General features: G+C 51.6%; 12 protein-coding genes. 3 read left to right on the forward strand and 9 right to left on the reverse strand.

Annotation, left to right across the window (positions count from 1 at the left end; genetic code table 11):
* Window positions 1-221 precede the first annotated feature (221 nt).
* Window positions 222-1,490: an outer membrane protein transport protein gene (locus tag ACSF8W_RS04815; RefSeq protein ID WP_500845922.1), complete on the reverse strand. Its 1,269-nt coding sequence runs from the start codon at window positions 1,488-1,490 to the stop codon at window positions 222-224.
* Between the two features lie 332 nt (window positions 1,491-1,822).
* A complete protein-coding gene (gene rnt / locus ACSF8W_RS04820; RefSeq protein ID WP_500845532.1) occupies window positions 1,823-2,491 on the reverse strand; it encodes a ribonuclease T in 669 nt (222 codons plus the stop codon).
* 179 nt (window positions 2,492-2,670) lie between these two features.
* On the opposite strand from rnt, the gene motY reads away from it, so the two are divergent.
* Both motY and ACSF8W_RS04830 read left to right on the forward strand, forming a co-directional pair.
* Window positions 2,671-3,555, forward strand: coding sequence for a flagellar protein MotY (gene motY, locus ACSF8W_RS04825; protein ID WP_500845534.1), 885 nt, complete (start codon window positions 2,671-2,673; stop codon window positions 3,553-3,555).
* Between the two features lie 201 nt (window positions 3,556-3,756).
* Entirely contained in the window at window positions 3,757-4,122 is a 366-nt protein-coding gene (locus ACSF8W_RS04830; protein WP_500845536.1) for a hypothetical protein, read from the forward strand.
* Window positions 4,123-4,255: 133 nt separating this feature from the next.
* Here ACSF8W_RS04830 and nth read toward each other — a convergent pair whose 3' ends face one another.
* The 7 genes from nth to rsxA form a co-directional block, all read right to left on the reverse strand.
* Window positions 4,256-4,897 carry an endonuclease III gene (gene nth, locus ACSF8W_RS04835; RefSeq protein ID WP_500845538.1) on the reverse strand — a complete coding sequence of 214 codons (642 nt, stop codon included), beginning with the start codon at window positions 4,895-4,897 and terminating at the stop codon, window positions 4,256-4,258.
* Between the two features lie 130 nt (window positions 4,898-5,027).
* Window positions 5,028-5,729 (reverse strand): electron transport complex subunit E, encoded by a 702-nt coding sequence (locus ACSF8W_RS04840; RefSeq protein ID WP_428476877.1) that lies wholly within the window; start codon window positions 5,727-5,729, stop codon window positions 5,028-5,030.
* Complete coding sequence (gene rsxG, locus ACSF8W_RS04845; RefSeq protein ID WP_500845540.1) at window positions 5,726-6,358, reverse strand: electron transport complex subunit RsxG; 633 nt, start codon at window positions 6,356-6,358, stop codon at window positions 5,726-5,728. Before rsxG ends, ACSF8W_RS04840 begins: the two co-directional genes overlap by 4 nt.
* A gap of 10 nt (window positions 6,359-6,368) precedes the next feature.
* Complete coding sequence (gene rsxD / locus ACSF8W_RS04850) at window positions 6,369-7,415, reverse strand: electron transport complex subunit RsxD (protein ID WP_500845542.1); 1,047 nt, start codon at window positions 7,413-7,415, stop codon at window positions 6,369-6,371.
* Between the two features lie 2 nt (window positions 7,416-7,417).
* A complete protein-coding gene (gene rsxC / locus ACSF8W_RS04855) occupies window positions 7,418-10,180 on the reverse strand; it encodes an electron transport complex subunit RsxC (RefSeq protein WP_500845544.1) in 2,763 nt (920 codons plus the stop codon).
* Window positions 10,181-10,182: 2 nt separating this feature from the next.
* A complete protein-coding gene (gene rsxB / locus ACSF8W_RS04860) occupies window positions 10,183-10,764 on the reverse strand; it encodes an electron transport complex subunit RsxB (RefSeq protein WP_428476873.1) in 582 nt (193 codons plus the stop codon).
* Between the two features lies 1 nt (window position 10,765).
* Window positions 10,766-11,347: an electron transport complex subunit RsxA gene (rsxA, locus tag ACSF8W_RS04865; protein WP_428476872.1), complete on the reverse strand. Its 582-nt coding sequence runs from the start codon at window positions 11,345-11,347 to the stop codon at window positions 10,766-10,768.
* A gap of 816 nt (window positions 11,348-12,163) precedes the next feature.
* Between rsxA and uvrB the strand changes: the two genes are divergently transcribed.
* Window positions 12,164-14,200 (forward strand): excinuclease ABC subunit UvrB, encoded by a 2,037-nt coding sequence (gene uvrB, locus ACSF8W_RS04870; RefSeq protein WP_500845547.1) that lies wholly within the window; start codon window positions 12,164-12,166, stop codon window positions 14,198-14,200.
* The last annotated feature ends 50 nt before the right edge of the window (window positions 14,201-14,250 follow it).

A 14,250-nucleotide genomic window follows, 5' to 3' on the forward strand; every position in this document is an offset into this window, starting at 1 on the left:
CATTCAGTTTGCTTAAAAATGACAACATGTCGAGGAAAAAATCATACGAAATGGGAATTATATTCCTAAACGATCTGGGGCGGAGAGGGCAACGTACTGAATTATCAGCCAAAGGTGACAGAATAAAAGATGAAGATGCTAACGAGTGGCCACCGCCGCCAATCGTGTGACGGCGGTGGTTTTGAGGAGGGAAATGATAACGGGGATTATTCGTAATTCGCTTAAAATAAGTAATTGAGCTGGATGGCGCCAAGCCATGCGTGGTTTTTGCCGTTAAAGGTGTACTCAAGGCCGTCTACATACTCTTCGGTGAAGGTGCTGCTTTTCCCGTAGAGGTAAGTCAGGCCTATATCGACCGTTAAATGGCGGTGGTAAGTGTAGGTGGCACCGGCGGAATACCAGTAACGATCGGTGTCTGGAATGCTGAGGGTAGCAACGCCAGCTTGTTCATCAAACGCAAAGCCTGCACGCACAACCCAATCCGGGTTGAGGTTATACGTCGCACCGAGGGAGTAGCGGACGTTGTCATCGTATTCTTCTTTTTTGAGGAAGCAGGTGTTGTTATTGCATGATTCGCTGGTGGCTCTCAGTTCCTCGAACTCACTCCACTGTGTCCATTGAATGCCGTAATGCACCGCCCATTGTGACGTGACTTGGTGGAAGCCGCCAAATTCGGCAATGGCCGGTAGCGGTACGCTTAATGCGCCATCAACGGTGATCGGGTTACTGGGATTCGCGCCAGCGACACCGCTGCCTTGGTAGTCGGTGAACTTGCCATCAAAGTCGAGATCCACTTGCGATCGGTAGCTCAGGCCAAAGCGATGATCGTCATTCACTTCCCATAACGCCCCGATATTCCAGCCCCATTCCCATGTGTCCCCTTGCAAGTTCAACAGTGTCTGGCTCGGGGGAATACCGAAGGCGGTGCCCAATCCACCAAAGTGACGATTGAGTTCGGCATCGGCATAGACTAACGACACACCGGCCCCCACGCTCAATTGTGGATTAATACGCCATGACACACTGGGATTGATATTCAGGGTGAGAAGGTCGGTTTTACCGGCCAGGGCGCCAAAGTTGGCATCGGTTGGGTAGTCGGTAGAAAAGCCGTAGTTGGAGAAAAGGCCGATCCCCCATGCGACGCGATCACTGAGTGGCTGAATAAAATAGCCGGCCGGTACCACAGCCGCGGGCGCAATATCATTATAGGTTTGTGCGGGAGAGGAGCCGACGGTAGACACATCAATCGACGGCTCAATGACAGACAGGCTGCCCGACAGTTGCATGGTATCAAACAAGGCCATGGCCGCCGGATTGCGGGCTAAAACGGCGGCGTTATCCGCGATGGCTGCATCCCCCGCAAAGGCACGGCCAAGGCCGGAGGCGGAGTGCTCATTCACTTGAAACCCTGCGGCATAGACACTGCCACTGTTTGTGAAGGCCATGAGGGCTGCCGAGAGTGCAATGTAAGTACGCGTCTTTATCATTATTCTGTTCGCCTCTTTAAAAGGTGACCGTGCAATCCGATCCTTGAATGAAAGTCAGTAAGCGTCACGGGAGGGCCGTATAGCTGCACAAATCGCTAAAACCTTGTATTTGCGTGGAATATGCCAAACCGCTCAGACAGTATAGAGGCTGAAAGATGAAATGTTAACTTTATGTAATGGTTTGTTTTTTAGGTGTTGCGATGCGCGGCGAGTTGGAAGGGAGAGAGGCGTGTTTAAAACAGGCAGCGATATTGATTGGTGTGTTTAAGCGTAAATGCACACAAGCCCTGCATAACAGGGCTTGTGTGTGATTGTGTGGCACCGTCGTGTTTGAATTATGACGCGACGTCAGCCTCGTCTGTTTGAGGCGCTACCAATGGCCAGCCACCCAAGGCTTTCCATTTGTTGACAATTTTGCAGAATAACTCAGCAGTACGTTCGGTATCATACAAGGCCGAGTGAGCTTCTTTGTTATCAAACGGGATCTCTGCCGTTGCACACGCTTTGGCTAATACCGTTTGACCAAATGCCAATCCGCTGAGGGCGGCCGTGTCAAAGGTCGCAAACGGATGGAACGGATTGCGTTTAAGCTTCGCACGCTCAGACGCGGCCATCACAAAGCTGTGATCAAAGTTGGCATTGTGCGCCACCATGATCGCGCGGGAGCAGCCCGTGGCTTTTTGCTCTTTGCGGATCTGCTTATAAATCTCTTTTAGAGCGGCTTCTTCAGACACGGCGCCGCGCAATGGGCTGAACGGGTCGCGAATGCCGTTAAATTCTAAGGCTTCTTTATGGATGATCGCGCCTTCAAACGGCGTCACATGGAAATGCAACGTCGTGGCCGGTTTTAGCCAACCGTCTTCATCCATCTGTAACGTGACCGCACAGATTTCCAACAAGGCGTCGGTATTGGCATTGAAACCGGCAGTTTCAACATCAATGACGACAGGGAAGTAGCCGCGAAAGCGACTTTTCAGCGTATTTAGTTCGTTATCTTGGCTCATAGCACTGCGGGCAAAAAAAGTGAAGGGGACATTATGTCAGATTCGTCGGCAGAGCTAAACCTTTAGCTGATAACGATTAGCTAAAGATTTTTCTGTCACTTCCGATACAATAATACCCCCCACAAAGCACGTCGCCCGCTTCGGCCGCGACCCTGAGAATGGCTTCGGCCGGCAAGAGAATGGCGAAAACATCATTGACCGTATGCGGTATAGCCGCAATCAGTTTGGCATTGAGCAGTGGCGTTGTTGCGCGGCAGCTTTACGTGGCAGAGCCAGCGCAGTCGTCATGGAAAGTGGCGGTCGATACGCCGCTGGAGTGCCGTATGCTGCATGGGATCCCGAATTATGGCGAAGCGCAGTTTACGTCTCGTGCCAGTAAAAAAGTCAATTTGGACTTTGAATTGAAGATGCGGCGTCCGATGGGGGAAACGCGCAATGTGAATTTGGTGTCGATGCCTCCCCGCTGGATGCCGGGTGAAGCGGCGGAATCCATTACCACGCTGACCTTTTTTAAGCAGTTCGACGGCTATATTGGTGGTCAAATAGCGTGGTCAATGCTGGCAGAGCTAGAAACGGGGCGTTATCCGACCTTTAGCTATCAAGACTGGCAACACCGTAACAAGCGTATTGAGGTGTCACTGTCTGCGGTGGCATTCCAGACGGCGTATAACCAGTTCAGCCTGTGTCTGGATAATTTGCTGCCTTACAGTTTCGAAGACATTGCCTTTACCGTGCTGCACTATGCCCAAGACAGCGAAGAGCTCAATAAAGCGTCGCAACAACGGTTGGCGCAAATTGCTGATTTTGTGCGTTACAGTGATGATGTGGATTTGGTGCTGGTGGCGACGTATACCGACTCACAAGGCGGTAAACAGGTGAACCAAGCGCTATCTGAACGCCGAGCCACGAAGTTGGAGCAGTACTTTATGGCGATGGGGTTACCGAAAAACCGTATTCAGGTAGAAGCCTACGGTAAGCGTCGTCCGGTGGCGGATAACTCGACCCCGATTGGGCGCAATAAAAACCGTCGCGTGGTGATTTCGTTGGGGCGCACCTTGATGTAGTCATTATCATCGGTAAGAAGAAAGAGGCACTATGCCTCTTTTTTTACGCCCTTTTTTTGGGGGCGATGGGATTGTGATCCCACGATGTTTTCTTATTTTTGCAACGGCGTCATTAGGCGGGCGCACTACAGTTATTTTGTGCCGGGTTGCAACTTGTTACATGGCACCATAATCACAATAGAGTAAGAAAGGCGGTGGACTATGAAACAATTATGGATGCTTATCTTGAGTGTAGGACTGGGTGCTGCAATCAGTTCGGGTACTGCGGTTGCTGGTGATGATGTGGTGGTTGACAGTGATGTCACGAAAGTGGAATCAGAACTGGCGAAGCAAGTAAAAGCGCAGAAGATCACTGCGGATCAAGCCAAAGAAATGGGGTTGAACCGCGCTGAAACTTATGAAGTGACGAGCACAGTCAGTGTGGACAATCTCGAGTTGCAGTTGGCTGAAAAACTGAAAGAGAGCATCATGCCGTACTATTCCATTGAATATAATGACCCAACCAGTGACGATAATGCTTATCGTGCCATGGTGACGGAGTACTTCGGGAAAGTGGACGCAGAATAAGTCCGCCGCGTGACACGATACCGTGCATGTGATCCCCGTAAATAAGACCTGTTCCTGATTTCCATAAAAAAACACGCCGTACCCGAGGGGGCGGCGTGTCTTAGTGTGAAGGAATTAAGCGGGGTATCGGTGATTAGTCGACAGGATCGACCTTGTCTTTATATTCGCAAAGATCTTCAATAATGCAGCTGCCGCAACGGGGTTTACGTGCGATGCAGGTGTAGCGCCCGTGCAAAATTAGCCAGTGGTGCACATCCACTTTGAATTCTTTCGGGACCACTTTCAGCAGTTTCTGCTCAACCTGATCCACATTTTTGCCCACCGCAAACTTGGTACGGTTCGACACGCGGAAAATGTGAGTATCGACCGCGATGGTCGGCCAACCAAACGCGGTATTAAGCACCACGTTAGCGGTTTTGCGGCCTACGCCCGGTAGGGCTTCGAGCGCGTCACGATCTTCAGGCACCTCACCACCGTGTTTTTCGAGCAAAATCTGGCAGGTTTTGATGACGTTCTCGGCTTTTGAATTAAACAGGCCAATCGTCTTGATGTACGATTTTACCCCGTCAACACCCAAATCAAAGAGGGCTTGTGGGGTATTCGCGACCGGATAAAGCTTGTCAGTGGCTTTATTGACGCTGACATCCGTGGCTTGCGCCGACAAGAGTACCGCAATGAGTAACTCAAAGGGGCTGCTCCAGTTCAGTTCCGTTTCCGGATGGGGATTTTCTGCGCGTAAACGTTCAAGGATCTGAACGCGCTTTTCATTGTTCATAGAGACTTCCAGTTAAGCCATTATTGTTATAGTTACCTGCACCCTACGGTGTCAGGTGCCGAGGCTAGTCCATCAGCCACGGCATGCCGATCAATGCGTTGCGCTTAACCGTTGAAGCGTCATCAGGGCATTAATCGGTTGGGCTTACGCGGGCGCGTTCAATCACTGGCTTCGTTTGTGAGTGAGTCGCTTTTTGCGCGCGTTTCTTATCAATAACATTTTTTAGCGCGATCATAAAGCCAACGCCAATAAAGGCACCGGGTGGCAAGATGGCCAGTAAGAAGCTGCTATCAAAGGTAAAGATCTCAATACGCAGTGATGAAGCCCAGTCACCAAGCAGACGATCTGCGCCGTCAAACAGGGTACCGTTCCCTAGCACTTCACGTAATGCACCCAATACCACCAAGGCGGCAGTCATGCCCAATCCCATCCACAGGCCATCAAGCACTGCCGGAATCGGACTGTTCTTTGATGCAAAGGCTTCAGCGCGACCGATAATGATACAGTTGGTTACAATCAATGGAATGAAGATGCCGAGAGATTGGTACAAGCCAAACGTGTAGGCATTCATCAGCAGCTGGACGCAGGTCACCAGTGCGGCGATGATCATCACAAACACCGGAATACGGACTTCAGACGGCACCCATTGGCGGACCAATGACACTATCAAGTTAGAGCCAACCAACACGGCGGTGGTCGCCAGTCCGAGGCCTAAGGCGTTCGTGACGGTCGCGGAAACCGCCAGTAGGGGACACAGGCCCAATAGCTGGACGATGGCCGGGTTATTGTTCCATAACCCGTTCTTCATTAATTCAGTATTCATGGCACTCATTCCCCCTGACAGTTCAGTGGTTGTGCGAAAAGACGATCTTGGTTGGCTTGGTAGTACAGTGATACGCGTTTTACTGCGCCGACAACCGCACGTGGCGTAATGGTTGCGCCCGTAAACTGGTCAAAGTCACCACCGTCTTTACGTACCGCCCAACGAGCATCGTCCGCCCCGTTCACTTTTTTACCGGTGAAGCTGTCGATCCAATTACTGATGCGGGTTTCAATTTTATCACCCAGCCCCGGTGTTTCGTTGTGGCTGAGAATACGCACGCCCGTGACTACGCCTTGCTGGTCTAATCCGACAATCAGTTTAATGGCACCGCTGTAGCCGTCTGGCGCAATGGCTTCAATCGCCATCCCGCTTTTTTGCCCTTGTTTTTCAGCGATGTAAGCGGGCATAGGCACGGTGGTGCCCAGTGCGGCTTCATCGGTCAACAAGGTACAGCTTTTGTATAACTCATTGTCGTGATTGGCCGCAGGGATCACCTGATTTAAGACTTTCAACAGCTGCTGTTGCTGCTGTTCTTCAATTTTATCGGCCGTCATTAAGTGAGTGACCGCAACCAAACTGGTCGATAGCAGGGCAAAAATTGCCAATACGCCACCGTTTTTTCTCATTGCATTCAGCATGGTAGTTCCTCTAGTGGCCAAAGGTTCGTGGGCGGGTGTAGTAATCGATCAACGGGACACACATATTGGCCAGTAGCACGCCAAACGCGACACCGTCGGGGAAACCACCGAAGGTACGGATCAAATACACCAACACACCAATAAGGGCACCGAAGACCAAGCGGCCTTTTACCGTGGTCGATGCCGTTACCGGATCGGTGGCGATAAAGAACGCACCGAGCATGGTGGCGCCAGAGAACAAATGGAACAGGGGAGACCCCGCAGTATCAGGGCTGATTAAAAATGCCAGCGTGCTCATGGCAAACAGGGCACCAAGCATGCTGACAGGGATATGCCATTGGATCACGCGCATTTTGAGCAGGATCAGGCCGCCGATCAAAAAGCCGATGTTGACCCATTCCCAACCAATACCGGCCAAGGTACCGAAGACGGGACCGGCCAGAATTTCGGTTGTTGTGTGTCCGGTGGTCAGTGAGGTTTTTAGCGTATCTAATGGGGTCGCCATAGTGACGCCATCCACGGACAAACGCAGCTGGTAGACACTGAATCCGTCTTGTGTGAAGCCCGTCATGATGGCAGACAGGCTATCAATAAAGCTGACGGGCTCGGCACTCAGGGATGATGGCGGCAGCCAAGTGGTCATCTGTAGAGGGAATGAAATCAGCAATACCACGTAAGCCACCATGGCTGGATTGAATACGTTTTGCCCTAATCCGCCGTACAGGTGTTTGGCGATGATGATGGCTGAGAGCACACCAATCACGCTGATCCACCAAGGGGCGAGCGGCGGGATCGCCAAGCCGATCAATACACCGGTTAACAGGGCAGTATTATCACGTAAATATGGCACTAACGGGCGACGACGCAGCAACAAAACGGCCGCTTCAGCAACCACAGCCAGCAAGGCTGACAGAGCCACTTGGATTAAGACACCCCAACCAAAGAAGTACCACTGGGCAGCAACGCCCAGTGAGGTACAAAGGATGACCGTGCGCATCAGACTGCTGGTGCTGCGGCGGCTATGGGCATGGGGTGAGCTGGTAATATTAAACGCCACCGTTAGTTTTCCTCATTGTTTTCTTGTGCGGCTTTAGCGGCTTGCGCGGCCTTGCGTGCTTTGGCACGGGCAACGGCAGCAGCGACTGCGGCTTTTTTCGGATCCACATCAGCGGATGTTTCTGCTCCAACCGGTTTTACGTCAGCTGGTTTAGCTTCTGCTGATGGCTCGGCCTGCGATTCAGCCGCTTGTGCAGCCTTGCGAGCTTTAGCACGGGCAACGGCAGCCGCCACTGCGGCTTTCTTCGGGTCCGCATCAGCCGATGCGCCGGCTTTAGTTGGTTTGGCTTCAGCCGATTGCGTTTCTGCTGACGGCTCAGCCTGTGATTCAGCCGCTTGTGCAGCCTTACGGGCTTTCGCGCGAGCAACGGCAGCAGCGACTGCGGCTTTTTTCGGATCCACATCAGCGGATGTATCTGCTTCAACCGGTTTTACGTCAGCTGGTTTAGCTTCTGCCGATGGCTCGGCCTGTGATTCCGCCGCTTGTGCAGCCTTACGGGCTTTCGCGCGAGCAACGGCAGCGGCGACTGCAGCTTTCTTCGGATCCACATCAGCTGATGTATCTGCTTCAACCGGTTTAGCTTCTGCTGATGGCTCGGCCTGCGATTCCGCCGCTTGTGCAGCCTTGCGGGCTTTAGCACGGGCAACGGCAGCGGCGACTGCAGCTTTCTTCGGGTCTGCCTCAGCGGATGTTTCTGCTTCAGCTTCTGCTGATGGCTCGGCCTGCGATTCCGCCGCTTGTGCAGCCTTGCGGGCTTTAGCACGGGCAACGGCAGCAGCGACTGCGGCTTTTTTCGGATCCGCATTAGCTGATGTATCTGCTTTAGCGGGTTCGGCTTCAACTGGTTTTACGTCAGCTGGTTTAGCTTCTGCTGATGGCTCGGTCTGCGATTCTGTCGCTTGTGCAGCCTTGCGGGCTTTAGCGCGGGCAACGGCAGCGGCGACAGACGCTTTCTTTGGATCTGCCTCTGTCGATGCGCCGGCAGCTTCGTTGGTATGCGAAGAGGCTGCGTGTTCAGCGGCTAATGCTTGATCGGCCGCGAATTTCGCGGCTTTACGCTCGCGCGCTTCACGCTTACGTTGTTCACGCAGCTTGGCCATTTCAGTATTATCCGGTTGCGCGGATGCGGTTGTGGCGGTTTGTGCGGCTTGTTCTTGCTTGGCTTTCGCACGCGCAATGGCTGCGGCCACAGCCGGTTTCTTATCGTTGTCTTGACCTGACGCGGCTGCGGCTTGTTTGGCTTTTACGCGAGCAATCGCAGCGGCAACGGCATCATCACCGCCAGTGGCGGCCATGTCTTTACGGCGATCTTCCGCCGCTTTCTTAAAGCGGTTTTCACGGGCGGCTTTTTCGCGTTCAAAACGGGCTTGCTTGGCCTCAAAGCGTTGTTTTGCCCGCTCTGCATTGGCTTCATCTTGACGACGGGCGTAGATTTCCGCTTTGGCTTGGCGATAGTAATTCACCAGTGGAATTTCGCTTGGGCACACGTACGCACAGGCACCGCATTCGATGCAGTCGAACAAGTTGTATTCTTCGCACTTGGCGTAGTCTTGGTCTTTGGCGTACCACTGTAATTGCTGTGGTAGCAAAGAACTTGGACACGCATCAGCACACGCACTACAACGGATACACGCCATTTCGTGGTTGTGTAGCGGCAGTTCGCGGCGCTTCGGGGTCAGAATACAGTTGGTGATTTTCGTGATCGGCACATTGGCGTGGGGCAGGGTAAAGCCCATCAAAGAGCCCCCGATGATCACGCGCGGGTATTTTTTATCTGGTTGGTAGCCGTAGGTGTCCAGCAGGTAGGACACGGGTGTGCCTAAGCGGGCAAACACATTGCCGCGGTTTTTAAAGGCTTCACCGGTCAGGGTGACAACACGTTCAATCAAAGGCTCGCCATCGATCACCGCGCGTTTTACCGCAAAGGCGGTTCCCACGTTTTGCACAACTACGCCAACCGCTGAAGAGCGGCCACCGGATGGGACTTCACGGCCCGTCAGCAATTTCACCAGCTGTTTGGAGCTGCCTGACGGGTATTTGGTGGGGATCACGCGGATCAGAATGTTGTCTTCTGGCGAGACACACTGCTCAAGCGCTTTGATCGCTGCCGGCTTATTATCTTCGATACCGATCAAGGTCAGTTTAGGGCTGACGACGTGACGCAGAATACGAATACCTTCGATGACTTCTTGCGCGTAATCTTGCATCAAACGGTCATCGGCAGTGATGTAAGGCTCACACTCGGCCGCGTTGATGATCATGATGTCTGTCAAGCCCAAGCTGCCTTGTAGCTTACGCCCAGTGGGGAAGCCTGCACCGCCTAAACCTGCAATGCCGCTAAAGCGGATAATATCGATCAGATCACCCGGCGCCATGGCCGTGTAATCGGTGATTTTTTGTTGGGGTGCCCACGTGTCGTGACCATCGCTTTTGATCACGATACATAGATCCGTCAAACCGGATGGGTGCGCGGTAGTACGGGGTTCAATCGCGGTAACCGTGCCTGAGGTCGGCGCGTGAATAGGCACACACATGCTCATGTCACTTTGGGTCAGCGGTTGGCCTTTTAGTATCTGATCGCCGACGGCAACCAAAATGTCGCCCTTGGTACCAATGTGCTGTTTCAGTGGCAGCACTAATTCGTCAGGAATGCCCGCGTGAATAATCGGCGTATGATTGGACAAGGTTTTGTTTTCAGGCGGGTGGATACCGCCCGGGAAGTCCCACAGCTGACCTTGTTTAATTTGTTCGATAATTGACAGCATGTTTACTTCACCGCGCTTTCTTTATTGTCAACAGGGAGGTTCACCACTGGGATCTGGTTTAAATCCCACTTCCAGTTATCAGGCGTGGTTTCAACAGGGATCATCTCAATACAATCCGTCGGGCAAGGTGCCACACACAAATCACAACCGGTGCATTCGTCTTTTATCACGGTATGCAGGGCCTTGGTGCCGCCGACAATGGCATCGACCGGACAGGCTTGAATACATTTGGTGCAACCAATGCACATATCTTCGTGAATAAAAGCGACTTTCTTGAGGCTTTTTTCTGCGTCATGGGCAGAATCTTGCACTTCAACGCCCATGAGATCAGCGAGTTTTTCAATGGCTTGTTGACCGCCCGGCGGACATTTGTTGATGGCATCGCCATTGGCGATGGCTTCGGCATACGGGCGACACCCCGGGTAACCACACTGGCCACATTGGGTTTGCGGCAAGATCGCATCGATTTGCTCAACAATAGGGTCAGCCTCGACTTTAAAGCGAATAGACGCAAAGCCCAGCAGGAGACCAAAGATAGCGGCAAGTGCTGCAATGGCAATCACCGCGATAAGTAATCCGCTCATCTTACAATTTCACCAATCCAGTAAAGCCCATGAACGCCAGCGACATCAGGCCAGCGGTGACCATTGCAATGGACGCCCCTTTAAACGGTTCCGGTACATCAGCCGCTGCAATGCGTTCGCGCATGGAAGCAAACAGGACCAAGACAAGGGAGAAACCGACGGCAGCACCGAAGCCGTAAATCACGGATTCAATGAAGTTATGACGTTCATTGATGTTCAGTAGGGCAACACCCAATACGGCACAGTTGGTGGTGATCAACGGCAAGAAGATCCCTAACAGGCGGTACAGGGTCGGGCTGGTTTTGTGCACGACCATTTCGGTAAATTGCACGACCACCGCGATCACCAAGATGAAGCTCAGGGTGCGCAGGTATTGGATCCCAAGCGGAACCAAGATATAGGTTTCAACCAGATACGCACACACAGACGCCAAGGTCAGTACGAACGTGGTGGCTAACCCCATACCAATCGCGGTTTCCAGTTTCTTGGAGACGCCCATGAAGGGGCATAAGCCTAAAAATTTTACGAGTACAAAGTTGTTAACCAACACGGTACCGACAAGGAGGAGTAGGTATTCAGTCATACCATCAAAATACTGTTTGCAAAAGATCCTTACATTATCTTCCTTTGTGCCCCCATTAACAACTCCCTCGGAGCAGGGTTTTTGCCATTAACGGCCATTCCCGCCAGCCAAATGGCGGAGAAAATGATGACATTAACAATAGATTCTCCTTCATTACATGGATTGTCTTTGAAAGGGATCAGGGGGAAGTCATCACCAGCGATGCACAAGACGTGCAGGAAAAGGGGGAGCGATAATGGTCATAAAAATAATCCCTCGTAAGGAGAAAGAAATTTTATCATACAAAGAGCTTGCTTTTCTCCAGCCCTGATAACACAAGGAGTTAGCATAGTTATCCACGGAAACTGTGGATAAGTGTGTTAATGGATACTGAGGAACAAGGGTGAATGCTCACGTCTCTCGCAGGTTGTTCAAAAAATAAACAAATGAGCAATAAGGAATAAAACGCTGTAATTGGGGGGATCTTGGGATACTTCTGCAGACAAAAAAATGAGGTTTAAGAATAGCAGAAAGGAAAAAAAGGATATCGTTTGCTTGTGAATTGATTTATATCAAGCCTTGAATAACTTGTGGGCAAAAAGGGTATAACAGTATTTTTAAGGGGTATAAATGAACGTATTTTGCACGAAAGTGAGGTTGATTGGCTACGTTGCGGGCGGTGATAATACGCCTTGATGAAAAACCATTCAAGCTTTAATCGTCTTTTTATGGGTTGCTTTGCCTTCGTTTGTACTGAATCAAGAAATTCTCGCTCAAAGGCAGATATTGAGGTAGTTTGAATAGATACACTGTTTATCCAACCAGTTCGGTACCGTTATGGAAAAGCCTGCCAGTAAATCGTTCAAACTTTCATCACCCTATTCGCCATCCGGTGACCAGCCCACGGCGATCGACCAATTGCTGAAAGGGTTAGATGCAGGTTTAGCGCATCAAACGTTGCTGGGCGCGACGGGTACGGGGAAAACCTTTACCGTCGCCAATGTGATTGCGAGCGTCGATAGGCCGACATTGATCTTAGCCCCCAATAAAACTTTGGCGGCGCAGCTGTACGGCGAAATGCGCGAGTTTTTCCCGGACAATGCTGTCGAGTACTTCGTATCCTATTATGACTACTACCAGCCGGAAGCGTATGTGCCGACCACCGATACCTTCATTGAAAAGGATGCGTCAGTAAACGCACACATCGAGCAAATGCGCCTGTCAGCGACAAAAGCGTTAATGGAACGCCGCGATGTCATTATTATTGCCTCGGTATCGGCCATTTATGGTTTGGGTGATCCGGATTCTTACTTAAAGATGATGCTGCACGTTCGACGCGGCGACGTGTTGGATCAGCGCGATATTTTGCGTCGATTGGCTGAGTTGCAATACACCCGTAATGACATGGCCTTTGAGCGCGGTACGTTCCGTGTACGTGGGGAAGTGATTGATATTTTTCCGGCAGAATCGGAAAAAGAAGCGGTGCGTATTGAGCTGTTTGACGATGAAGTGGACTGCATCAGCCAGTTTGACCCGCTTACTGGCACCGTTTTGCAGCGGGATATGCCACGTTGCACCATTTATCCGAAAACCCACTACGTGACCCCGCGTGAAAAAGTGCTCGATGCCATTGAAGGGATCAAAGTGGAGCTTGAGCAACGTAAAGCCCAACTGCTGGCCAACAATAAGCTGGTGGAAGAGCAGCGAATTTCACAGCGCACGCAATTTGACATCGAAATGATGAACGAATTGGGTTTCTGCTCAGGGATTGAAAACTACTCCCGTTACCTCAGTGGGCGCACAGAGGGTGAGCCGCCACCGACCTTGTTTGATTACCTGCCGCCCGATGGCTTGCTCATCATTGATGAGTCGCACGTAACGGTGTCACAAATTGGCGCCATGTTCCGTGGTGACCGTTCCCGTAAAGAAAACTTGGTGGAATACGGGTTCCGTTTGCCGTCTGCTTTGGATAACCGTCCGCTGAAGTTTGAAGAGTTTGAGGCGCTGGCGCCGCAAACCTTATATATCTCCGCGACGCCGGGCAAGTACGAAATCGAAAAATCCGGTGGGGACATTGCTGAGCAGGTGATCCGTCCTACGGGGTTGTTGGATCCACAAATTGAAGTGCGTCCGGTAGCAACACAGGTGGATGACTTATTGTCTGAAATCCGCATTCGAGAAGCGAAAGGTGAGCGGGTATTAGTGACCACCTTAACCAAGCGCATGGCGGAAGACCTCACCGAGTATTTAGCGGAGCATGACGTGAGAGTGCGTTATCTCCACTCGGACATTGATACAGTTGAGCGCGTCGAAATCATTCGTGATTTGCGCTTGGGGGTCTTTGATGTGTTGGTGGGGATTAACTTGCTGCGTGAGGGCCTGGATATGCCTGAAGTGTCGCTGGTGGCGATTCTGGATGCGGATAAAGAAGGCTTCTTGCGTTCTGAGCGGTCATTGATTCAGACCATTGGTCGTGCGGCCCGTCACTTAGAAGGGCGCGCCATTTTGTATGGGGATCGGATCACCGGTTCCATGGAGCGGGCGATCAGTGAAACCAACCGTCGTCGAGATAAGCAAATCGCGTATAACGATAAGCACGGATTAACCCCGCAAGCCTTGAACAAGAAAGTCTCGGACATTATGGAATTGGGCGGAGCAGGGAAAGGCAAAAAAGTGAACCGTGCGGCGCAGCTACATAAAGTGGCAGAGCAAAAAGCGACGTATACCACGCTGACACCGCAGCAGCTTGAAACCGAAATTTTGCAGTTAGAAAAGGCCATGTATGATGCCGCGCAGAACCTCGAATTTGAGCAAGCGGCGGAATTGCGTGACAAAATTCATACCCTGCGAGAGCAGTTTATCGCCAACAGTTAATCTGCCGCAAACAAAGCACTTAGGGCATTTGCTCTGAGTGCTATCCCGCC

The sequence above is a fragment of the Photobacterium sp. 270122K genome (assembly GCF_059941365.1).

Coding starts and splice junctions, on each gene's coding strand:
- ACSF8W_RS04840 (WP_428476877.1), bottom strand. CDS start 5,729: ATGAGTGCCATGAATACTGAATTAATGAAGAACGGGTTATGGAACAAT.
- rsxG (WP_500845540.1), bottom strand. CDS start 6,358: ATGCTGAATGCAATGAGAAAAAACGGTGGCGTATTGGCAATTTTTGCC.
- rsxA (WP_428476872.1), bottom strand. CDS start 11,347: ATGACTGAATACCTACTCCTCCTTGTCGGTACCGTGTTGGTTAACAAC.
- nth (WP_500845538.1), bottom strand. CDS start 4,897: ATGAACAATGAAAAGCGCGTTCAGATCCTTGAACGTTTACGCGCAGAA.
- uvrB (WP_500845547.1), top strand. CDS start 12,164: ATGGAAAAGCCTGCCAGTAAATCGTTCAAACTTTCATCACCCTATTCG.
- rsxB (WP_428476873.1), bottom strand. CDS start 10,764: ATGAGCGGATTACTTATCGCGGTGATTGCCATTGCAGCACTTGCCGCT.
- rsxC (WP_500845544.1), bottom strand. CDS start 10,180: ATGCTGTCAATTATCGAACAAATTAAACAAGGTCAGCTGTGGGACTTC.
- rnt (WP_500845532.1), bottom strand. CDS start 2,491: ATGAGCCAAGATAACGAACTAAATACGCTGAAAAGTCGCTTTCGCGGC.
- ACSF8W_RS04830 (WP_500845536.1), top strand. CDS start 3,757: ATGAAACAATTATGGATGCTTATCTTGAGTGTAGGACTGGGTGCTGCA.
- motY (WP_500845534.1), top strand. CDS start 2,671: ATGGCGAAAACATCATTGACCGTATGCGGTATAGCCGCAATCAGTTTG.